Genomic DNA, 22,240 nt, shown 5'->3' on the forward strand with positions numbered 1-22,240 from the left:
GTCGAAAAGTAGGCACTAGTTATTCTTAATTATTAGAAGAGTCATGGGACGACCAGCGTATCGCCAGCCTGGAGTTGGAAGTTGGTGGACATGTCTCGCCCAGAAACCAGATCCTTGTAGCGTACCGGCAGTACCTTTTGCGAAGGGCCGCTCCCGCGGATCACCTTGATGGCGCTTTCGTCAGCGAATTTGTCCATTCCGCCCGACATGCTCAGCGCCTGAAGTACTGCCGTAGGGCCTGCCATTGGCACCGGGCCCGGCTTTATGACTTTGCCCTGGACATACACCAGATTGCCGGCCGTACCCGTCACCACGACGCTGACGTTAGGTTCGGCGAGATAGGGTTGCAGCCCGGCGGTTACCTTTTTTGCCACCGCCGTGACATCGAGGCCTGCCACATCAATGCGGCCAGCCAACGGGAATGTGATACTGCCATCGGGGAGTACGACGGTTTCCTGGCGTAATGTGTCTTCCTGCCAGACGGAAATAAGCACCTTGTCGCCGGGGCTGAGCAGGTAGGTCGAGTTTCTGTCGTCAGCTACGCTGGCGCCGGACCACACGACCAGTACGCAGAAGATGGAAAGCAGCAAACGCGCCATGAGGGATCCCTCCGGCCAGACGGCCCGGGTTAAGAGCACTGATTGAGAACCGCACTAAACCTCTCGCTCCACATCGCAGCCTGTAACCCGCTGCGCTGGCCCCCGAATCCTGGGGGCTATTTACCGTGATGCCGCGCCGCCAGCCATGGCTGGTGTATGTCGTCCAAGCCGATGGCTACTGGAATATAGCAATGGCTGGAGAATTGACAAGCTGCCGCCAGCGGAAAAACCATGAAGCCCATTTACTCGCGTCAACTTCCCGGCATCACGTTAAAACTCAGGAACTTCCAACAACACATTCAGGTGCAGTCAGATTTTCTTTCGGTTGGCCACCGCGACAAAACCGATGACCGCAAACGCAAATAACCAGGCCGCCGTTGCCAGAGGAACAATGTTCGTTTGACTCATATAAGAGTCAGCCGCCCGCGCTGCACCACTCAATAACACCAACAGAAAAATGGATTTGATGAACAGTGTCGAGCGCATGATCCCCTCCTGCAAAGAGGACAAGTTGTTATTGGTTTGGTGTAGAAGACTGTCTCGCTGTTGATTGGAGCTTATGGGCACAATGACATTACGTCAACGATCCGACACCATAATAAATCTCAATGGGCCAACCCTGTATTCGTCAATATACTGCCATACAGAATATGCAGCCGTTTTGGCATGGCTCACAAAAACGTCAAGCCACTGATAACGCTGATAAAAGCCTTGTGCTGTACTGCCACTTGGCGCGCACTGCAACGGCTGCCATGGCAACCGTCAGCGGGGGCCGAGTGTTTCACCAGCGAGAAATAGTGCGAATCATTGCGCTTACCGAACGTGCTTATGACGGAAAAAGATCAAGGGTGCGTTCGACTTCAGCAATATCCACAGTGAAACCATCCCCCTGCGGGCTACCCACGACAAAACCAAAATACTGATGGTCTCGATCGGTCAGGTACTTGTAGTAGCTGACAAAGCGATTGGGGGGCTGCAGTGTGAGCAGCGCACACCCGGGTTGCAAGACGTTCACGCCGTGGACCAGTTGACTGCCTTCCACGCCGATGACCACCCTCGCGCCTGCGCAGGCTGCCACGATGGCAGGTACGTCCAGCTTCATCGGGTTTATGACACGGAAACCGCGGTGCTTGCGCAGGTGTTCGGCAATCTCCAGTTCATTGCGCAGCAAGCGTAGGTCACCGTCGCTGCCCCGGAGAATGAAGACCCCTGGGTGCGGTGCTGGGTCCACATGCGCCAGCAGCCTGTCCCCCATGGCCCGGTAGCGCCTATGCCTGCTGTGGTTGTTACTGACATCGTCGAACAGCACCAGCTCGTGGAAGAAAGCGCTGCGCAAACGCAACGGTTGCATCCCCAACCACTGCTCATAAGCTGGGCCCTGGGTGAACAGCGGGTACCGTTTTGACGGAGCGGTCGTCACAGGCACCCCCTCATCGCACGCCAATGCGTAGGTCGGGCAGTCCTCCATCAGCCAGGTGCCGAACCAGGTATTGCCGTTTTGCGTGCAATAGGCAGCGCCTCGTGTGATTTCGTGCTCGATGACGACACGTGGAAAGGTACTGGGCTTGAGCGACAGCCAGTGGCTGGCATTACCTTTGTACAGCGCGCCATCGATCAGCCAGACCTGCTTGAGCAGATAACCCCGAGTAGGGCCTTGTTGCAAGGTTATACCCCCTTCCATGGTGCGTGCTGGATGCACGTACGGGAAGAAACGCTTGGCCTCCCAACCGGTTACCCGCTCCAGTTGGTTGGGAAGATAGATTGCCGGGGGCGACACCGTGGTTTCACCTGGGGCGATATCCCATGCGCTATGCGCAAGGCTCTTTATATCGATGTCGTCTTTGCGCGTTAGACGCTTTCTTGCGATGTGCCGGTAGGCCGCAAGCGTCCAGTTATAACCGCCAGGAACCGGTGATGTATCCGCTTTCAAGGTATCGCTTTGCATGGAGCAGCCCCCATAGGTAATAACGGGTCGATGACCAGACGCGTCCGCGGTTGACTTCAGCTGGATGCCACCCGCTCCATCAACGGCGGCGACTTGAAGTTGGCGTAGCGGGCGCGCAATGTTTCAAGGAACGAATCTCCCGCACTTTTGGCGCCATACAAGTAGATTTTGTGCAGCCCGCCGAACACCATTTCGTGATAACGGCTGGCCACCTCTTCATCGGTGGTGCCGTCCGGCAAACCCAGGTGCAGCGTCAATTTATTGCCTTCCATGGCAAATAGCGGCGTGTCCCACAAAAATTGCGCGGTCCCGTTTCTGGGTAGGCGCACGAACAGATAGGCGTGATTACCCAGTGAGTCCACATCACCGCCCCGGCGCCGCTTCCATTTGAGCAGGCCATCATCAGGGCGCGCCAGGCACAGACCGATGTCGTAATAGTCGTAACCGTGTTGCAGTGCCCACTCCAGCGCCATGAAGGTGGTGATCGAGTTCACTTCACGCAACTTTTTGGCGTCGGAAAACACCGCTTCGCAGTAGCCGAAGCGCAAGGTACTCCAGTAGCGCTTGCCACCCCGGGTGATTTCACAGCCCAAATGGCAGGCCACCACCTCATCGTTGAGCGTGATCAGGTCGAGCCGGCCAACGCCCTTGGCCAGCCTGAACACCTCTTCTGTCGCAAACTGCGCCGCATGAATGCCCTGCCGCGCGGTAGCGTAGGGCCTTAGCAGGTCCCTGTCAGCCATGGCGATTTCGTCATCGGCAACGGTCTGGCGCATCTGGTAGAGCGGTCGGTTCTTGCGGATGCTGCGGCGCAGCTCGCTGTCGTAGCGACCGGTGATATCGTCCAGAGAGCGCCCCAGTGGCACCACAGCGCTCAGGTAATGAGGCACCGATAACGCCCCGCTGGTAGGCACTTCGCTGACCACCACCACATGCTTCGATACGCCAGCCGTTGGCGTTTCCTCAGCGCGTTCGGCTGCCTCCCGTTGGCCTTTGCCACCGATAAGCAACTTGGCCATTTCACGCTGCTGCTTTCTGCCAATGTAAAGAATCTCGTAGGGGCTTTCTTGGCGGAGCCTGAACCGGGCCACCTCCCAACGCCAGACACAGGCACGCCCAAGCATGTCGCGTACCTGGCTTGAAACGTTTCGGATCTCATACCGCAGAGAGGGCGAAATGAGTTTACGGGCTACTGCCGTCAGGTGCGCTTTCATGTCTTCTACGACGTCCTTTGAATATTCAACTGGATTTATCGGAAGCGTTTCTTGTTATTGCTCAAGACATTCACTTAACGCACTGATAAATCGACAACATGTGCCAAGTTAGCGCCAACATTAAGTAACAATTTAAGATGCCAGTTCGTGCATTGGCAAGCGGCATTTTGCTAGCACTTCGCGCCATTTCATGGCGTCAATTTTTAATGCGCCTTGTATTCAGCGATTGATTATTGCAATGGCTATTGTCTGCTGCGCAAAGGGAGGCCCGGGGCGCTTCGCACACCTCTTTTTGGCAGGCGCCAACTTCAAGGCGCACCGGTTGCGGCGCTTCGAGTGCTGTTCCAGAACGTTGAAACGGCTCAGGTTGTGCCCTGGCGGCCGCGCTCACCGCGGCTGGCCAGCCAGCGCGCCAGATCTGCCGCAGGCATAGGCCGGGCGAGCAGGTAGCCCTGCCCTTGGTCGCACCCTGCGTTGCGCAAGAAGTCGTACTGTTCCTGGGTTTCGATCCCTTCTGCAGTAATCCTGAACCCCAGCGCATGACCCAGGTCGATGATCGCCCGGCCACCGCTACGGCATCGTCGTCGTTGGGCAGGTCCTTGATGAAAGCACGGTCAATCTTCAAATGATCGATCGGCAGCGCTCGCAGGTAGGCCAGAGACGAATAGCCGGTACCGAAGTCGTCCACCGCAGTGGTCACTCCCATCGCTTGCAACTGGGCCAATACCGCACAGGCCTGTTGCTGACTTTCCATCAGCAGGCTTTCGGTGATCTCCACTTCCAGCAGACTTGGCGGCAGGTTATGGCGTTCCAACGCCAGGGCCAGGCTGGTCACATAGTCGCTGCGTTCGATTTGCAGCGCCGCAACGTTGATCGCCATTGGCCCAGGCACACAGTCTGCGTCACGCCAGGCGGCCATTTGGGCGCACGCCAGCTGCAGCACGCGCTCACCCAGCGGGATGATCAACCCCGTGCGCTCGGCCAGCGGGATAAACTCAGCCGGCGAGACCAGACCGTGGGCAGGGTCGCGCCAACGCAGCAATGCCTCGACCCCCTCCAGCGCACCGCTGAACAGGTCGACCTTGGGTTGGTACCACAGCTCGAACTCATTGGCCTGCAGGGCCCGGCGCAGGTTGCGCTCAAGCTCCAGGCGCTGCTGCAGGCGTGCTGTCATGTCGGCGTGATACGGCCGCCAGGCGTTGCGTCCGCTTTCCTTGGCCGCATACATGGCCGTGTCGGCATGGCGCAGCAGGCTGCCTACATCGGCCCCGTGCTGCGGGCACCTGGCCAGGCCGATACTGCCGGTGACCAGGGCGGCGTTGCCGTTCAGGTCGAATGGTCGTTGCAGGCAACGCAACAGGTGACCCACCTGGTGGCTTACCTGCCCTTGAGTACCGCGCAGCATGAACACGAATTCATCACCACCCAGGCGGCACAACCGGTCCGGCGTATCCAGTTCCTGCAAGAAGCGCGCGGTGGCCTGCTGCAACAACAGGTCGCCCATGGCATGCCCAAGGCTGTCGTTGACCTGCTTGAAACCGTCGATATCGAGCATCAGCACCGCCAGGCCATCGGCCTGGACAATGGCTTCGGCCAGTTGTTGCTGGAACAGCACACGGTTCGGCAGGCCGGTAATGGTGTCGTAATGCGCCAGCCGCTCAAGCTGTGCCTTGGAGCGGCGCAACTCGAGGTTGCGGTGGTGCAACTGGCGCTGCTTGCGGTTGATCTGGGCAAGGAACAGGCTGGTCAGGCTGGTACAGGCCAGGGCCAACCAGAACAGCGGCGAGCCCAATGCACTGGCCGGCACATCGTCGTGCTGGCGCTGCACGTCCAGGTGCCCCAGCAGCACAGACAAGCCAATGCCGACCACGGCAAAACCGACCGGCATCAGCTGGTAGAACGACTGGCGCAGCGTGCCCATGGGCGGTGGCTGCTGATCGGGTTGGGGAGTAGGGGTCGGGGTCATAGGCCTGCGAATGCGCTCGATTGCTCCTGTATCGGCGCAGTGCGGGCAATATTGAGCCAGACTGGTATTTTTCTTTCGCCGGGTGCATCCTCGAGCTGAAGCGATTCACCCACCTAGACCTGTGAGGTGCAGTACCCATGGACCACCTGCTCGATTCGCTGTTCCCTGCCGCCAGGGACATCCCCGAAGCCTGGCACCTGGGCGAGCCCCTGGAGCAACGCGACTACCTGGTCAACGGTGCGCTCAGGCGCTGGGACGGTCCGCTGGCCACGGTGCGTAGCCCGGTGTGGCTGAAGGAAAGCGAAGGCGAGCGCCAGGTCATCCTGGGCAGCGCGCCACTGCTCGACGCCGCCACCGCCTTGACCGCGCTGGACGCCGCCGTACAGGCCTACGACAAAGGCCGCGGCGCCTGGCCGAACATGCGCGTGGCCGAGCGCATCCAACATGTCGAAGCGTTCCTGGCACGCATGCGCGAACAGCGCACAGCGGTGGTCAAGCTCCTGATGTGGGAGATCGGCAAGAACCTCAAGGATTCAGAAAAGGAATTCGACCGCACCTGCGACTACATCGTCGACACCATCAATGCACTCAAGGACCTGGACCGCCGCTCCAGCCGCTTCGAGCTCGAGCAAGGCACCCTTGGCCAGATCCGCCGAGCGCCGCTGGGCGTGGCCCTGTGCATGGGGCCCTACAACTACCCGCTCAATGAAACCTTCACCACCCTCATCCCCGCCTTGATCATGGGCAACACCGTGGTGTTCAAACCGGCCAAGTTCGGTGTGCTGCTGATTCGGCCGCTGCTCGAAGCGTTCCGCGACAGCTTCCCGCCAGGCGTGATCAACGTCATCTATGGCCGCGGCCGCGAAACGGTCAGCGCGCTGATGGCCAGCGGCAAGGTCGATGTGTTCGCCTTCATCGGCACGCACAAAGCCGCCAGCGACCTGAAAAAACTTCACCCGCGCCCGCACCGCCTGCGCGCCGCGCTGGGGTTGGACGCCAAGAACCCCGGCATCGTGCTGCCCCAGGTGGACCTTGACAACGCGGTGGACGAAGCCGTCACCGGCGCGCTGTCCTTCAACGGCCAACGCTGCACCGCGTTGAAGATCCTGTTCGTGCACGAGGACGTGGTCGAGGCCTTCCTCGACAAGTTCCAGCGCAAACTGGTCGCGCTCAAGCCTGGCATGCCGTGGGAACCGGGCGTGGCCCTGACCCCGCTGCCTGAGCCCGGCAAGGTCGATTACCTCGACGGCCTGGTCGCCGACGCAACGGCCAAGGGCGCGCGGGTGCTCAACCCAGGGGGCGGGCACAGCCGTGGCTCGTTCTTCTGCCCCGCCCTGCTCTACCCGGTGAACAGCGAAATGCGCGTGTACCACGAGGAACAGTTCGGCCCCGTGGTGCCGGTTGTGCCCTACCGCGATCTGCAGACGGTGATCGACTATGTGCTCGACTCCGACTATGGCCAGCAGTTGAGCCTGTTCGGCAATGACCCGCAAACCATTGGCAACCTGGTCGACATCTTCGCCAACCAGGTCGGCCGTATCAACCTCAATGCCCAGTGCCAGCGCGGCCCCGACACCTACCCGTTCAACGGCCGCAAGAACAGCGCCGAAGGCACCCTGTCGGTGCATGACGCCCTGCGCGTGTTCTCGATACGGACGTTGGTGGCCACCAAGTTCCAGGACGCCAACAAGACCCTCATCAGCGAGATCATCCGCAATCGGCAGTCCAGTTTCCTGACCACCGATTACATCTTCTGATGGCGGCGTGGTTATAGACAATCGATCTAGCCCTGCAGTCGATTTTCCGTCACCACGAACGACTCTATGCAACAGGGGCCGCTAAGTGCCCCTTTGCATCCCACAGAGGAGACTTGAACATGGCTGTCAAACCTATCCCCGAAGGCCAGCACAGCATCACGCCCTACCTGGGTATCAAGGACGCCGCCAAGGCGATCGAGTTCTACAAGAAAGCCTTTGGCGCCATCGAGATGTTCCGCCTCGACGGCCCAGACGGCCGCGTTGGCCACGCTGAACTGAAAATGGGCGACTCATCGCTGATGCTGGCCGACCCCTGCGACATGGAAGGTGGGCTGACCGCCAGCCAGTCACTCAACGGTGTGGCCATCGGGCTGCACCTGTATGTCGAGGATTGCGACCAGGTCTACGCCCAGGCGCTAGCCGCCGGCGCTACCCCGTTGCACGAAGTGAAGGACCAGTTCTATGGTGACCGCAGTGGCACCCTGAAGGACCCGTTCGGCAACCTGTGGTTCGTCGCTACCCACAAGGAAGACCTCAGCGTTGAGGAAATCCGCGCCCGCGCCGCAAAACTGTTTGCCGGTGGCTGAACGCCAGGTTGAAAGCGGCGCGACTTTGCCTGAAGCTTGAGGCTCGTAGCTTGGAGCTGCTTCATGCGAATCATCGACAAAACCGCCGCACAGGTCCGTAGCCTGACCCCGGCCGAGGAGCAACTGCTGGCCGGTTTTGCCAGCGGCACCCTCGCCGGTCCCCGCCTGTTGCAGGCCAACCAGCTGCTGATGAAGGTGCGCAGCGCCAACCAGTGGCTGGCGTGCGACTGCCGCAAGGATGCCCTGCCGGTGCTCAATGTCACTCTCAATGGCAGCACCGGCACACTGTTTCTCAAGAACAACCCCGGCACCGCCGAGCATGCCCCCGGTTGCCCGTTCACCAAGGACGAGCGCGAGGCCGGCGAGCGCGAAGAGCCGCCTGCCGCACCCGCTGCATGGCTGGCACCAGACACGCCCCTGCGCCTGATCGGTGACTTTCCCAAGGCCCTGGACACCCAAGGCGGTACGGGAGACGGTGGTGAGCGCCGCGACCAGCAGCGCCTGCTGTCGCTGCTGCTCACATGGATCGAGACCAGCGGCCTGAACCTCTATGCCACGCACCTGAAAAAGGACCTGACCAGCCAATTTGCCGAGCTGCGCAGTGTCGCCAGCCGTTACCCGCTGCTCGAGCGCGTGCCCGCCAGCAACTACCTGGAAACGCGGCTGGACATGAAGCACATGATGATGCTCAAGGCCCGCCTGCGCGAGGCCAAGGTGTTCGGCAATCACCGCCGCCACGGCCTGCTGCTGGACTGTGTCGAGCAGGTCAAGGGGCGCAAGGTGTTCAACAATCGCAGCGAGGAAGGTTTCGACTTCCAGGGTCACCATCTGTACTGGGCTGGCAACCGGGCCAACGGGCCATTGCTGGTCTTGGCCTTGTACTCGCCTACCACCGCCGGCAGCCATTTCTACGAACTGATTCACGTGGCCAGCGTGCCGGTGCTGTCCCGCGCTCACCTGTTCCCGGTATACCGCGACGAAGAGCGGGAGCCGCTCAAGGCATTGGTCTCGTTGATCGACTGGATGGCCAGCAAAGGCGTGAAGGTACAGATGCGCAGGCCAGTGATCGGCGGCCAGGTAATGGATGAGCTGGTGCTGACCTCGGATCAGGACCGGGTGCTGTCGGTGTCGCTGCTTGAGCAACCGATCGGCCCGGAACCGGACGCAGAGAATTTCAAGCGTTATGCCGACTTCAAGAGCTTGGAAACCTTCCGCAAGTTCGTGGCAGGTTTCTTCATGCGCGAGCGCTGAACACCCGGTTCGCACAACCGCGGCCCGACAACGCCAACCGACAGGCGTTATCCCAGGGCCGCGCCCGAGCACAGTAGCAATCACCCAAGAAACAGCGTGTACGCCGGATTATCGGTTTCATCCCAATACCGGTAGCCCATCTCGTCCAGCGCCTGCGGCAACCCTGCCTGTTCATCCCCCGGCACTTCTAGCGCAGCGAACACCCGCGCCTCAGCCGCGCCATGGTTACGGTAATGGAAAAGGCTGATGTTCCAGCGCTTGCCCAGTCGTTCCAGGAAGCCCAGCAACGCCCCTGGCCGCTCCGGGAATTCAAAGCGCAACACCCGCTCATCAGCCCCCGGCGCGGCATGCCCGCCCACAGTGTGCCGCACATGCAGCTTGGCCAGTTCGTTGTCGGTCAGGTCGAGCACGCTGTAACCCTGCGCCTGCAGGTTGGCCAGCAATTGCTGGCGGGGGTCATGCAACGGGTGGGTCTGCACACCGACGAACAACCGTGCCTCCTTGCCCGGGTAATAGCGGTAGTTGAACTCGGTGATCTGCCGCTTGCCCAGCGCCTGGCAGAAGGCCCGGAAGCTGCCGGGGTGCTCGGGGATGGTGACGGCGATGATTGCCTCGCGCTGCTCCCCCAACTCGGCGCGCTCAGCCACGTGACGCAGCCGGTCAAAATTGACGTTGGCACCAGAGTCGATGGCCACCAGGGTCTGCCCCTGCACACCTTCGCGCTTCACGTACTTCTTGATCCCGGCCACGGCCAGGGCGCCGGAGGGTTCGGTGATCGAACGGGTATCGTCGTAGATATCCTTGATCGCTGCGCACAGCTCATCACTGCTGACGGTCAGCACTTCGTCGACAAAGTGCCGGCACAGCTCGAAACAATGGGCGCCGACCTGAGCCACTGCCACACCGTCGGCGAAGGTGCCGACCTGCGGCAGCACCACGCGCTCACCGGCAGCCATCGCGGCTTGCAGGCAGTTGGAATCTTCCGGCTCCACACCAATCACCTTGACCTGCGGGCGCAGGTACTTCACATAGGCGGCGATGCCTGCCACCAGCCCGCCGCCACCGACCGGCACGAAGATGGCGTCGAGCGCACCCGGTTGCTGGCGCAGGATCTCCATGGCGACAGTGCCCTGCCCTGCGATCACATCCGGGTCATCGAATGGGGGCACGAAGGTGGCGCCCTCACTGTCGGCCACCGTCAGTGCATGGGCCAGGGCATGCGGAAAGCTTTCGCCATGCAGCACCACATGGCCACCGCGTGACCGCACGCCTTCGACCTTGAGCGAGGGCGTGGTGGTGGGCATGACGATGGTTGCCTTCATACCCAGGTGCGAGGCCGCCAGCGCAACACCCTGGGCGTGATTGCCGGCCGACGCCGTGATGACCCCGCGCGCGCGCTGGGCTGTGGTCAGCCGCGACAGGCGGGTGTAGGCACCGCGGATCTTGAACGAGAACGTCGGCTGCAGGTCCTCCCGCTTGAGCAGCACTTGGTTACCGAGGTTGGCCGACAGCGCCGGGGCCGCCTGCAGAGGCGTCTCGATGGCCAGGTCGTACACCGGCGCGGCGAGAATGCGGCGCACCTGCTCCGACAGCAGTTGCTGGGGGCTTAGCGGTGTACAGGGACTGACGTTGAGGCTGGTCATCGAAGGCAACTCCTTGGCTTTTTTACGTTGCCCAGGAGTCAGAGAGAAGAAACCCGCCTCCAGGGCGGGTTTGGTGCACGTACGCGCTAGCCCGCCAAGCTGATAATGGCGGTAATAATAATGGCGTTCACGTGCGGGAATGTGTTCATGGATAGGAACTTATCCCGCCAGGCGCCGCCAAGTCAACACTTGGCTTGCTGCGCCGAAAGCGGCACGTCGAACACCTTGTCAAAGCCCCACTGGAACACGAAGGCGTAGACGAAGAAAAACACGAACAACGCCAGGTTGGTGAGCAACGCCGCCCAGAGGCTGACATCCAACCAGTACGCCACCAGCGGCAGCAGGATCAGCACCAGCCCGCCTTCGAAGCCCAGGGCATGCAGCAACCGCCGCAACAAGGTTCGTTCCCGCTTGTGCTGGCGGGCTTCCCACCGTTCGAACAGCCAGTTGTAGGCCATGTTCCAGCTCATGGCGATGCCCGACATGAGGACCGACAGCACGGTGGACTGGGCCATGCCGGCACCGAACGCCAACTCCAGCGCCGGTGCCACGCAGGCCACAGCGATGGCCTCGTAGAGAATGGCCTGGACAACCTTGCGTGCCTTGCCTTGCATGTTCAGCTCCTGTCGAAAAGGGCTACCACGTTACTAGATGCAGTTCACAAGAAAAAGCCGGAAATCCGCCGTGCATTGGACAACCCTGGGCGTGGCTGCTTGTCTCTATTAATTGCACGCGGCGACACGTCGTACTTCGTCCAGAGGATCGAACGAGGAGAGGCCGATGGCTAACACTGTCATGATGGTATTCGGAACCCGCCCAGAGGCAATCAAGATGGCCCCGCTGGCCAGGGTTCTGCGTGAATTTCCTGATATCGAACTGCATATCTGCTCCACAGGGCAGCACCGCGAGATGCTCGAACAGGTGCTCACCGCGTTTGGCCTTAGCGTCGACCAGGACCTCAAGGTCATGACCCAGAACCAGACCCTCAATGGCCTGGCCCGCGACCTGCTGGACAAGATCGACAAGGCCTACGACCAGGTCCAGCCCGATATCGTGCTGGTCCACGGCGACACCACCACCAGTTTCATCGCCGGCCTGGCCGCCTTTCACCGGCATATTCCCATTGGCCACGTCGAGGCCGGGCTGCGTACTGGCAATCTTCAGCAACCTTGGCCCGAGGAGGCCAACCGGCGCCTGACCGGGGTGATCGCCGACTTGCATTTCGCGCCTACGACCAAATCCCGGGACAACCTGCTCCGCGAAGGCGTGCCCCTGGAACAGGTCGAAGTGACCGGCAATACCGTGATCGATGCGTTGCTGTGGATGCGTGAACACCTGACCCGCAGCCAGTGGCAGCCGGCCGCCGACTCGCCCCTGCATGCACTGCCTGATGGCCAGCGCCTGGTGCTGATCACCGGCCACCGTCGAGAAAACTTCGGTGCCGGTTTCGAGCGGATCTGCCTGGCCCTGGCCGAGTTGGCCCTGCGTTACCCGCACGTGCAGTTCGTCTACCCCGTACACCTCAATCCGCAAGTACAGAAAGCCGTTTACGGCCTGCTTTCCGGGCGCGACAACATCCACCTGATCGCACCCCAGGACTACCAGCACTTTGTCTGGCTGATGAACCGCGCCCACCTCATCCTCACCGACTCCGGTGGTATCCAGGAAGAAGCCCCGGCCCTGGGCAAGCCCGTGCTGGTGCTGCGCAAGGTCACCGAACGTCCGTCGGTACTCGAAGGTGGCACGGTGAAGCTGGTCGGCACCCTGACCGAACGGATCGTCAAGGAAACCAGTCAACTGCTCGACGACCCCGAGGCCTATGCCCGCATGGCGCGTGTCTTCACGCCGTTCGGTGACGGCCACGCCAGTGAGATCATCGCCGAGCGCCTGAGCCGCTGGTTCGCAGAAACCGACACCCAACGAGACGACGCATGAGCCTGGCTTTCATCGACTTTCTCACCTATGTCCTGTTCGGCCTCAAGATCCTCGCCATCATCCTCGCCACACTGATGTTCCTGCTGGGGCTCGACGACCTGTTCATCGACCTGTGCTACTGGGGTCGCAAGCTGATTCGGCGCTTTCGCATTTACGATAAATACGAAAAAGCCGATGAAAAACGCCTGTTCGACGTACCGGAAAAGCCCTTGGCGATCATGGTGCCGGCCTGGAACGAGGTCGGCGTAGTCGGCGAAATGGCGCGCCTGGCAGCCTCGACCATCGACTACGAGAACTACCAGATTTTCGTCGGCACCTACCCCAACGATCCTCAGACCCAAGCTGATGTGGATGCGGTCTGCCTGCACTACCCCAACGTGCACAAGGTGATCTGCGCCCGCCCTGGCCCGACCAGCAAGGCCGACTGCCTGAACAACATCATCGACGCCATCCTGCGCTTTCAGGACGACGCACGTATCGAGTTCGCCGGCTTCATCTTGCATGACGCGGAAGACGTGATCTCGCCCATGGAGCTGCGGTTGTTCAATTACCTGTTGCCGGCCAAGGACATGATCCAGATACCGGTATACCCCTATGCCCCGGAGTGGAAGGGCTTCACCGCCGGCCACTATGTCGACGAATTCGCCGAAAACCATGGCAAGGACGTGATCGTCCGCGAGGCACTGACCGGCCAGGTGCCCAGCGCCGGCGTCGGCACCTGCTTCAGCCGCCGCGCCATCAGCGCCCTGCTCGAGGACGGCGACGGCATCGCCTTCGACGTGCAGAGCCTGACCGAAGACTACGACATCGGCTTTCGCCTGAAACAAAAAGGCATGAAGTGCATCTTCGCCCGGTACTCCATCAGCGACCCGGCACTGGCGCTTGAACAGCAATGGCGCCTGGGCATGAGCCGTGAATTCTCCCAGGTGATCTGCGTGCGCGAGCATTTCCCTCGCGACTGGCAGCATGCCATTCGGCAGAAATCGCGGTGGATCGTCGGCATCGTCTTCCAGGGCACCAGCAACCTCGGCTGGAGCCGTACAGGGGCACTCAACTACTTCCTCTGGCGAGACCGCCGCGGGCTGTTCGCCTACCTGCTCAGCTTCCTGGTCAACCTGTTGCTGCTGGTGCTGCTGGCCATGTGGCTGGTGACGGTGATCGCCCCTGAGTCCTGGCGTTTCATGTCAATCCTCAGCGACAGCTGGCTGCTCACCACGCTGCTGTGGCTCAACGGGCTGCTGCTGATCAACCGCCTGTTCCAGCGCGGCTGGTTCGTCACCCGCTACTACGGCATCGGCGAAGGGCTGCTGTCGGCGCCGCGGATGATGTGGAGCAACTTCGTCAATTTCTTCGCCAACCTGCGTGCGTTGCGCCAGGTCATGGAGATGGGCGACTCGCGCCGGGTGGCGTGGGACAAGACCACCCACGAATTCCCTGCCCTCGCCGCCCCCGCCCGCACGCCCCTCGGGCAACGCCTGGTGGAAAAAGGCTACATCACCGAACAGCAGCTCGAGCAGGCCATCACCAGCCCTGTTCGCCGACGCCTGGGCCGCGAACTGCTGCTGCGTGGCTGGCTGACCAGCGAACAGCTGGTGCAGACCCTGGCCGAACAGCTCGACCTGCCATGGGCACCGCTCAACCCATTCAAGCTCGACCCGCAGTTGATCGCCCAGTTACCACGCCGGCTGGCCACCCACTATGGCGTGCTGCCAGTGGCCGAGGACGGCGACGCCCTGGTGCTGGCCAGCGAGAGCCCGGTCAGCCAGGTGTCGCTGGGGGTGATCAGCCGACAGCTCAAGCGCCCGGTGCGCTGTCGTTTGGCGCCACAAGGGCGGGTAACCTTGGGCTTGCGCTATCACTACCCAAGCCCCTGGCAGCAAGAGGAAACCCGGCAGATGCTCGCGGTGCTCGAACGGCACCAGGACAACGCCCAGCTGATCGAACAGGTCAGCACCCACCAGGTCATGCTCGGCACCCTGCTGCAGGTGCGCGGCATGGTTCCGGTGACCTTGTTCAACCAGGCCTTGATCGACTTCGACCCCGAGCAGCAAAGCCTCGGAGCGCATCTGGTCGCCCGGGGCATCATTACTGAACAGGTGTTGCAAGAAGCCCTCGCCGAACAGGCCAGCGAACAGCAGGCCGCCTTTGACCTGACCCGGGAGGTGGCATGAAGCCACGGCTTACCCTGACCTTCGCTGGCCTGCTGCTGTGCACCACCGCCCTGCCCACCCTGGCCGCACCGATGACGGACTTCCAGCGTTTCACCAGTTTCCCGTTCATGGAGCGCGGTTACCGTGAAGCGAAAAAGGACAATTGGGCCGAGGTCGAGCGCCTGACCCGCCATGTACTGGGGCGTGTACCCAACAACAACGAGGCCCGCGCCCTGTTGGTGCAGGCATTGGCCCACCAGCGCCGTTACAAGGAAGCCGAAGCCCTGGCCGAGCAGCTCGGTGATGGCCCCGAATACGCCAACGCACTGCTTGAACTGCGCCTGACCTGGATCGAGCAGGACCCGCCGCCCCCCAGCCAGGTAGAGGCCTGGCTGGACGCTGCCCAGGGCGTGCAACGGGTACGCCTGTGGCAGGCCTACAGCTTGAGCCTGGCCAAGTTTGGCGGTGCCGGCAAAGCGCTGGACTGGCTCAACCATCTGCCGCCGCGTGACGATGGCCCGGTATTGCGCCTGGCACGGGCCAACTTCGCCGAACAACTGCGCAACTGGAAAGAGACCATCGACCAGTTGCAACCACTTGCCGCCCAGGGCCAGTTACCGGCCCAAGACTGGCAGCGCCTGGCCAATGCCTACGTGCAGCAGGTCGATGAAAAGGGCCTGAGCCAATTGCTGCAAAGCGCCCCCTCCGCCGAGGTGGCCAACCAGATGCGGCTGGCCATGGCCAACCGTGCCATCGCCATGGGCCATAACCAGCAGGCGCAGCGGTGGCTGCAAACCCTGCCCGCCGCGCAGTTGCAGCAACCCGAGCTGCGCCAGCAGTTGTGGGAACTGGCCCGTGAAGGCGGCGATGCCCCATTGGTTCGGCGCCTGAGCAACGAACTGCAACGCCCCTGCCTTGAGACGGTCGATTGGCTGTCGCGCCATGACCCGGATGTCGCCCGGGAACAATTCAAGGGCTGCCCCGCCAACACCGACCCACGCGCCTACGCGATACTCAAGCAGCGCCTGTACGGGGACCCCGTGCAACCGCCACAGCCGCGCACGGCCGCCGAATGGGAAAAACGCTACCGTCAGCACGGTGACCTGGCCGCGCTCGAACAGGCCACGTTCCTGTTGGTGCAACACGATCAACGCGAGCGCGCCCGGTCATTGCTGGAACAGGCGTACGATCGCCGCCAGGGGCGCCTGACGCCGTCACTGCTGCAACGCCTGGGGAATATCTACGCACGCAACGAAAGCCCGTTGGACAGCAGGCGGATACTCAGCCTTGTTCCCAGGGTCAATGCCAACACCCGTGCCCAGTTGCTTGGCCGCCTGGCCGAAGCCGGCCAGTGCGATGCCGTACGCCAGGCGATACCGGCAAACCCCGGCGAAGCCGGGCAGTTTCGCGCCCTGGGCCGCTGCGCCATGCCCGAGCAACCCGGTGAAGCCGTGGTCTACTACCAGGCCGCCGAACGCCTGGGCGACCCAGGCAACCGGTTACCGCTGGCCTACGCGCTGGAGGCTGCCGGCGACGCTGAGGCCGCCCTGCCGATCTGGCGCAGCCTGCCAGCCAGCGCCTGGACTGACAATGCCCGCTTGACGGCCGCCGCTGGCGCGCTGAACGCCGGCGACCCACAGGCTGCCCGCCGTTACTGGGACGCCGCCGCGCACCGCAGCGCCGACGATTGGGCCCTGGGGGCCGCGATCGCCCAACGCCAGGGTGACCTGCCCGCGGCCCTGGGTTTTCAGCGTCAGGCCCTGGCGCACAGCCCGCGTGCCGACCATTATTATGCCGCCGCCAGCACTGCCCAGTTGGCCGGCGACAGCGCACAAAGCACCGCTTGGCTGGCCGAGGCAGTGCGCCTTGCGCCCGACCAGCCGCGCTACCGCGCCGACTACGGGATGCGCCTGGCCGGCTCGCCCGACAAGGCCCAGCGCCGCCAGGCGATCCCTTACCTGGAGCGCGCCACCCAGGATTTCCCCGAAGACTACCGCCTGGGCGAAACCCTCGCCTTGCGGTATGACGAGGCCGAAAACAGCGCTGCGGCCCGCCGCGAACTGCGGCGGGTGATCGATGTGGAAGAGCACCTGGTGGACGGCGACGATGAATACGGCAGCCTCGAGGCGCGCAAGTACCGCCAGCGCCGGGCCCACGAGAGCCTGTCGCGGCGCGACACCATCACGCTGGCCAGCACCTGGTCGCCCGCTGGCACCTCGACCAACGACAAGTTCCTCGACAACGGCCAGCGCAGCGGCAGCCGCCGCCGCACGCAGTCGCAAAACGTGCAGTTGGCCATGTGGGACCATGCCTTGGGTGAAGAGCCCAGCCGCAACGGCAGCACCCTGTCGGTCTATGGGCGGGTGCTGTTCGGCGGCCAGAGCCGTACTGACTACGCGCAAAGCATGGGCACCGGCGTTGGCCTGCGCTACAAGCCCTTTGGCCAGGCCAACCTCAACCTGTACGCCGAGCTCTACCATCAACGCCAGATCGATGCCGAGCACTACAGCGGCCTGAGCCTTGGGGAGCTGCTAAGCCCGGCCAAGGTCGGCGGCAACTGGGGAGACTTGCGGCACAACGCCGAGTCGAGCAACGACCTGCTACTGCGCGCAACGGCCTCCTTCCTCGACCAGGGGGCATGGCGCAACGACTGGCGGATCGACGAGGACGACTGGAACGAGCGCTTCCTCTACCTCGACGCTGCGTGGTGGACCCGCGCCGGTGACCACGCTTGGCTGTCACGCTACCAACAAGGCCACACCTGGAAGCTGCCCGGCAGCTCAGCACAGACGGTGATGCCCTATGGCTTGCTCGAGTTCGCGAGCCAGGACCCGAGCAACGACTGGCGCCAGGATGCCCGTGCCGGTGTCGGCGTGCGCTGGCAATGGTGGTTCGACGACGACCGGTACAACGCCTACCGCGGCTCGCTGAAAGTACGCGCCGAGTACCAGCAATCGCTGGGTGGCAACCTCTACCAGCGCGCCAATGGTGTGCTGGTTGGCGCGGAGATGACCTTCTGATGCGTACCTTTCTGGCTATCTGCATGGTTGCGCTGTGCCTGCCGGCCCTGGCCGAGCAGCGCGTGTTCTACCAACCGTTGAACCGCGACGCTGGCGTCACCCCTGCCCAGTGGCAGCAACTGTGGCAGGCTACGGCGGCCCAGGGCGGCACCACCTTGATCGTGCAGTGGAGCGCCTACGGTGACAGCGATTTCGGCGGTGCCCAGGGTTGGTTGGCCAACAGCCTGCGCGAAGCGCGCGCCCAAGGCCTTGAACTGGTGCTAGGGCTGTACATGGACCCCGCCTACTACCAGCGCCTCCAGGCGCTCGACGCGGACGGTTTGAGCAGCTACTGGAAAGCCCAGCTGGGTCGCTCGTTGAGCCACTACCAACAGCTGCGTGAAACTTGGCAACTGCCCGTGGCGGGTTGGTACCTGCCGATGGAGCTGGACGATCTGCACTTTCGTGACGCCTCCCGCCGCGACGCGTTGTACCGCCAGTTGCAGGCATTCAACCGGCAGTTGGACAAACCCCTGCACATCAGTGCCTTCAGCGCAGGCACGCTGGCACCGGGCGTCAATGGCGCGTGGCTGGATCAGCTTGCCGGGCTGGGTTTGACGGTCTGGTGGCAGGACGGAGCCGGTACCGGGCGGCTGCCGCCCTTGGTGCGCCAGGCCTATGAGCACGCCTTGCCGTGCCGGGTAGGCGTGGTGCGCGAGGCGTTTCGCCAGGTCAGTGCACCGGGCCAGTCCTTTCACGCCGAGCCGGCGGCGCCGCAGCTTGCGGGCGGATGCCATGCCGAGGCGGTGTTTGACGTGCGCTATCGACCGTGGGCCCAAGGCGTGCTGCCGCAGCAGTGAGCCTGTTCGTACCGACTCTTTCGCTGGCTTGCCAGCAACAGCGCCAGTGTTGACAATGCAGTCCTCACAGGAGCCCCCGGATGTTCAAGACCATCGAGGAGTACGTCCGCCAGCAGGTCGCACCCGCGGCCCTGCGTGCCGAATTTCGTCAACACGAATTCGATAACTCCCGGCGCTTTTGCCAGCTGATTTTCTGTATCAGCGTCGCCGTCTGGCTCGTCTTCGATATCATCGTCAGCTACCTGGGCGGCCAGGGCTTCACCTGGTTATCGGGGGTGTTCATGGCCCTGATGGGCACCCTCACCGTCGTCCTGGGCTTCACCCGCAACAGCCACCACTTCGACGTGCTCAACCTGCTGTTCATTGCCGTCATCACCCTGGCCATAAGGCTGGTCATTGACGGCATCCCGATCGCCCTGCGTCCCGTATGGCTGGTGCTGGGGACCTCCACCGTGCTCTACAGCGTCTCGGTGCTACCTGTACGACGCTGGTCGTTTTTCTGCGCCATGGTCGTCACGTGGGCTGTGCTCAACCCCTTTTACGGCACCAACATCGACCTGGACGACCTGGAAGCTGCCATGTTGCTGAGTTATGCCGTGTTTCTCAGCGGCCTGGTGATCTACAGCTACCTGCGCCTGCGCCAGGCCAAGCTGCATAACTTCTACATGTCCAAGGTGCTGCTCGAACAGGCTTATGTCGACGTGCTGACCGACATCCCCAACCGCCGCTCGTTCATGGCCAAGGCCGAGCGCCAGCTGCGGCAATCGCCCGCCGGGCAGTACCTGGCGATGATCGACATCGACAACTTCAAGCAGGTCAACGACCGGTTTGGCCATGACATCGGCGACGAAGTGCTCAAGCGCGTGGCCGCGCATATCAAGGCGTCGATGGGGACGTACGAGTTCGCCCGGCTGGGCGGCGAGGAGTTCGTGATCTTCTTCCAGGGGTTGGACCAGGACGCGGCCGAGCGGCAGGTCAGCGCCTTGTGCGAACGGGTGCGTGACGACCAGGGCCCGCACCCGGTAACGATCAGTATCGGGCTGGCACGGGTGGACAACGGCGATAGCCTGACCACGGCACTGGTGCGTGCTGACCAGGCACTGTACGAGGCCAAGCACAGCGGCAAGGATCGCTTCGTGCTGTGGACGGCCAGGCTGGCTGAAAGCAGCTAGCAGGCAACGCCCGCCTAGCCACCGGCAGGCAAGCGGATCCTGAACTGCGCGCCCCCCAAGGCCGACTGCGCCACGGTCAGTGTGCCGCCCTGCCCCTCGATCGCCCTGCGGCTGATGGCCAGGCCTAGGCCGAAACCGCCGGTATTGCGGTCACGGCTGCGGTCTAAGCGGTAGAACGGCTGGAAGATACGCTCGCGCTCCTCCACCGGAATGCCGATTCCGTCATCCTCGACCGTCAACAGGCAGGCACCGTCCGGCTCAAGACGCAAGCGCAGTAGCAGGCTCTCATCGCAATAACGCATGGCGTTGCGCACCAGGTTCTGCACCGCCCGCGCCGTCAGCCGCGGGTCAAGCACGAAGCGTGGCAGCTTGCCCACGGCGCGCACCTCCCACGCGATGCCGCGGGCGTCCAGCTCTTCGGCAAAGCCACCCAGCACGCTGTCCACCAGCTCCAGCAACGACACCTCGACCCGCTCACGGGCCTGGTCGGCGTTGTACAGCCGGCTGTACGACAGCAGCTCAAGCACCAGATCGTCCAGCTCCCGAACATGCCCGACCAACTCCAGCAAGCGCTTGCGGCTGGCCGCCGGTACTTCGTCGAACAGCAGCACCAGGCCGAAATCCAGCCGGGTAAGCGGGGTACGCAGTTCATGGGACACTGCATTGAGCAGTTCGCGCTGCTTATTGACGTGGCGCTCCAGGTCGCTGGCCATGGTGTCGAACACACCAGCCAGCTCACCGATGTTCGAATGCGGCGAGATATGGGTGCGCTCGGCCATCTGCCCCTGGCCCAGGCGCCTGGCGGTTTCCTTGAGCCGCTCCAGGTCACGCCAGTGCGGCCATACCCACAACAGCAGGCAGCCCAGCATCGCGGCACCGATCAGCACGGTCACCCCCCAGGACAGCACATTGATATCCAGTGGGTCCGGTGGCGAATGCAGGCTCACCAGCCAGTCCTTGTCCAGCGGCGCCAGCACGGTTTCGTAATAGCCCCAGTCGCCGATGCGCACCGTGTACAGGCCATGCTCCAGGCGCGCCTGTTCATCCACGTTCAACCCGGCCTGGTCCTTGCGCAACAGGCTGACCTGCAACGGCGCGAACACCCGCGCCAGGTCCTGCTCCACGGCGGGCCACTGCTCGCGCGGGGCCTGGCGGAACTGGCGCACGATCAGCGATTGCACACCCTTGGCCTGGTCGAGGTTGTAGGCCACGAAGCGGTCATGGAACAACCCGACGATGGCGTCCGGGATCAACAGCAGAGCACCGGCATAGGCGACGATGATCACCAGGTACAGGCGCACCAGAATCTTCAGCATGTGCCCTCAGCACTCCCACTCGACGCGGCTCAGCAGGTAGCCTTTGCCCCACACCGTCTTGATCTTGCGCGCTTCGCCGGCGCTGTCATCGAACTTGCGGCGCAGCTTGGAAATGGCCACGTCCACCGAGCGGTCGGTGCCGTTGAACTCGATCCCCCGCAACTGCTGCAGGATGCGGTCGCGGCTGAGCACGACACCGGCATTGCGGGCCAGCACCACCAGCAGGTTGTACTCACCGCTCGACAGTTCCACTTCTTCGCCCCGCCAGCTGACCACGCGCTCGGCCAGGTCGATGCGCAAACCGCCGATCTGGATCTGCTCGCTGTCCAGGTGCGGCTCGTTGACGCTGCTGCGACGTAACAAGGTGCGCACGCGCGCCAGCAGAACGCGTGGCTCGCAGGGTTTGGTCACGTAGTCGTCGGCGCCCAGTTCCAGGCCCAGGACCTGGTCATGGCTATCGTCGCGGGCCGTCAGCATCAGGATCGGCAGGCAATGTGACTGCTGGCGCAGCAGGCGGCACACCTGCAGGCCGTCGTTGCCGGGCAGCATCAGGTCGAGGATCACCAGGTCGGGTTTTTCCAGGCGCACGGCGTCGAGCACATGGTCGCCGCGGGCGATCACCCGCACATGGAAGTCGTTGCGTTGCAGGTAACTGGCGATCAGTTCGGACAGGGCACTGTCGTCTTCGACCAGGAGAATATTCGGCATAGGGACTTGGGATGGCGATTAGGGAAGGCTTGACTGGCAGTCAGAATATAGAATCCGCCATGGCGACAGGGTCATTCTTCACACTTTTTCACACACACTTTACAGGTATTAACAGGCAGGCAGGCAGCGGCTGCTTTA

General features: G+C 62.7%; 16 protein-coding genes and 1 pseudogene. 8 read left to right on the top strand and 9 right to left on the bottom strand.

What is annotated here, in order from left to right:
• Positions 1 to 41 precede the first annotated feature (41 nt).
• From APH34_RS13090 to APH34_RS13105, 5 genes and pseudogenes are all read right to left on the bottom strand, one after another.
• The gene (locus APH34_RS13090) at positions 42 to 599 is read right to left on the bottom strand and encodes a polysaccharide biosynthesis/export family protein (RefSeq protein ID WP_054901442.1); all 558 of its coding nucleotides are present in this window, start codon (positions 597 to 599) and stop codon (positions 42 to 44) included.
• Positions 600 to 908: 309 nt separating this feature from the next.
• Complete coding sequence (gene eppA / locus APH34_RS29540; protein ID WP_176516494.1) at positions 909 to 1,085, bottom strand: EPS-associated small membrane protein EppA; 177 nt, start codon at positions 1,083 to 1,085, stop codon at positions 909 to 911.
• A gap of 340 nt (positions 1,086 to 1,425) precedes the next feature.
• Positions 1,426 to 2,544, bottom strand: a complete 1,119-nt coding sequence (locus APH34_RS13095) for a glycosyltransferase 61 family protein (protein WP_054901443.1) — start codon at positions 2,542 to 2,544, stop codon at positions 1,426 to 1,428.
• Between the two features lie 56 nt (positions 2,545 to 2,600).
• A complete protein-coding gene (locus APH34_RS13100) occupies positions 2,601 to 3,758 on the bottom strand; it encodes a hypothetical protein (protein WP_054901444.1) in 1,158 nt (385 codons plus the stop codon).
• A gap of 362 nt (positions 3,759 to 4,120) precedes the next feature.
• Positions 4,121 to 5,724, bottom strand: a pseudogene (locus APH34_RS13105) (putative bifunctional diguanylate cyclase/phosphodiesterase).
• A gap of 137 nt (positions 5,725 to 5,861) precedes the next feature.
• On the opposite strand from APH34_RS13105, the gene APH34_RS13110 reads away from it, so the two are divergent.
• The 3 genes from APH34_RS13110 (at position 5,862) to APH34_RS13120 (ending at position 9,319) form a co-directional block, all read left to right on the top strand.
• Complete coding sequence (locus tag APH34_RS13110) at positions 5,862 to 7,481, top strand: NADP-dependent glyceraldehyde-3-phosphate dehydrogenase (RefSeq protein WP_054901445.1); 1,620 nt, start codon at positions 5,862 to 5,864, stop codon at positions 7,479 to 7,481.
• Between the two features lie 119 nt (positions 7,482 to 7,600).
• A complete protein-coding gene (locus tag APH34_RS13115; protein ID WP_054901446.1) occupies positions 7,601 to 8,068 on the top strand; it encodes a VOC family protein in 468 nt (155 codons plus the stop codon).
• 63 nt (positions 8,069 to 8,131) lie between these two features.
• Entirely contained in the window at positions 8,132 to 9,319 is a 1,188-nt protein-coding gene (locus tag APH34_RS13120; protein WP_054901447.1) for a hypothetical protein, read from the top strand.
• A gap of 80 nt (positions 9,320 to 9,399) precedes the next feature.
• On the opposite strand, the gene ilvA is transcribed toward APH34_RS13120, so the two are convergent.
• A complete protein-coding gene (ilvA, locus tag APH34_RS13125; protein WP_054901448.1) occupies positions 9,400 to 10,962 on the bottom strand; it encodes a threonine ammonia-lyase, biosynthetic in 1,563 nt (520 codons plus the stop codon).
• 182 nt (positions 10,963 to 11,144) lie between these two features.
• The gene (locus APH34_RS13130; protein ID WP_054901449.1) at positions 11,145 to 11,576 is read right to left on the bottom strand and encodes a PACE efflux transporter; all 432 of its coding nucleotides are present in this window, start codon (positions 11,574 to 11,576) and stop codon (positions 11,145 to 11,147) included.
• Between the two features lie 166 nt (positions 11,577 to 11,742).
• Between APH34_RS13130 and wecB the strand changes: the two genes are divergently transcribed.
• From wecB to APH34_RS13155, 5 genes are all read left to right on the top strand, one after another.
• The gene (gene wecB, locus APH34_RS13135) at positions 11,743 to 12,897 is read left to right on the top strand and encodes a non-hydrolyzing UDP-N-acetylglucosamine 2-epimerase (RefSeq protein WP_054901450.1); all 1,155 of its coding nucleotides are present in this window, start codon (positions 11,743 to 11,745) and stop codon (positions 12,895 to 12,897) included.
• Positions 12,894 to 15,068 (top strand): cyclic di-3',5'-guanylate-activated glycosyltransferase NrfB, encoded by a 2,175-nt coding sequence (gene nrfB / locus APH34_RS13140; protein WP_054901451.1) that lies wholly within the window; start codon positions 12,894 to 12,896, stop codon positions 15,066 to 15,068. Before wecB ends, nrfB begins: the two co-directional genes overlap by 4 nt.
• Positions 15,065 to 18,067 carry a phage receptor gene (locus tag APH34_RS13145; protein ID WP_054901452.1) on the top strand — a complete coding sequence of 1,001 codons (3,003 nt, stop codon included), beginning with the start codon at positions 15,065 to 15,067 and terminating at the stop codon, positions 18,065 to 18,067. Before nrfB ends, APH34_RS13145 begins: the two co-directional genes overlap by 4 nt.
• Positions 18,067 to 18,906: a DUF4434 family protein gene (locus tag APH34_RS13150; protein WP_054901453.1), complete on the top strand. Its 840-nt coding sequence runs from the start codon at positions 18,067 to 18,069 to the stop codon at positions 18,904 to 18,906. The genes APH34_RS13145 and APH34_RS13150 overlap by 1 nt, the downstream gene beginning before the upstream one ends.
• 80 nt (positions 18,907 to 18,986) lie before the next feature.
• On the top strand, positions 18,987 to 20,078 hold the full coding sequence (locus APH34_RS13155) for a GGDEF domain-containing protein (protein ID WP_054901454.1): 1,092 nt from the start codon (positions 18,987 to 18,989) through the stop codon (positions 20,076 to 20,078).
• Positions 20,079 to 20,092: 14 nt separating this feature from the next.
• Here the strand turns inward: APH34_RS13155 and APH34_RS13160 are convergent, their stop codons facing one another.
• Together APH34_RS13160 and APH34_RS13165 are read right to left on the bottom strand one after the other, a co-directional pair.
• Complete coding sequence (locus APH34_RS13160; protein ID WP_054901455.1) at positions 20,093 to 21,394, bottom strand: ATP-binding protein; 1,302 nt, start codon at positions 21,392 to 21,394, stop codon at positions 20,093 to 20,095.
• Positions 21,395 to 21,400: 6 nt separating this feature from the next.
• A complete protein-coding gene (locus APH34_RS13165; protein ID WP_054901456.1) occupies positions 21,401 to 22,102 on the bottom strand; it encodes a response regulator transcription factor in 702 nt (233 codons plus the stop codon).
• Between the last annotated feature and the right edge of the window lie 138 nt (positions 22,103 to 22,240).

Origin of the sequence: Pseudomonas sp. NBRC 111131 (assembly GCF_001320525.1) — a bacterium.
In the GTDB taxonomy this organism is placed as follows: Bacteria; Pseudomonadota; Gammaproteobacteria; order Pseudomonadales; family Pseudomonadaceae; genus Aquipseudomonas; species Aquipseudomonas ceruminis.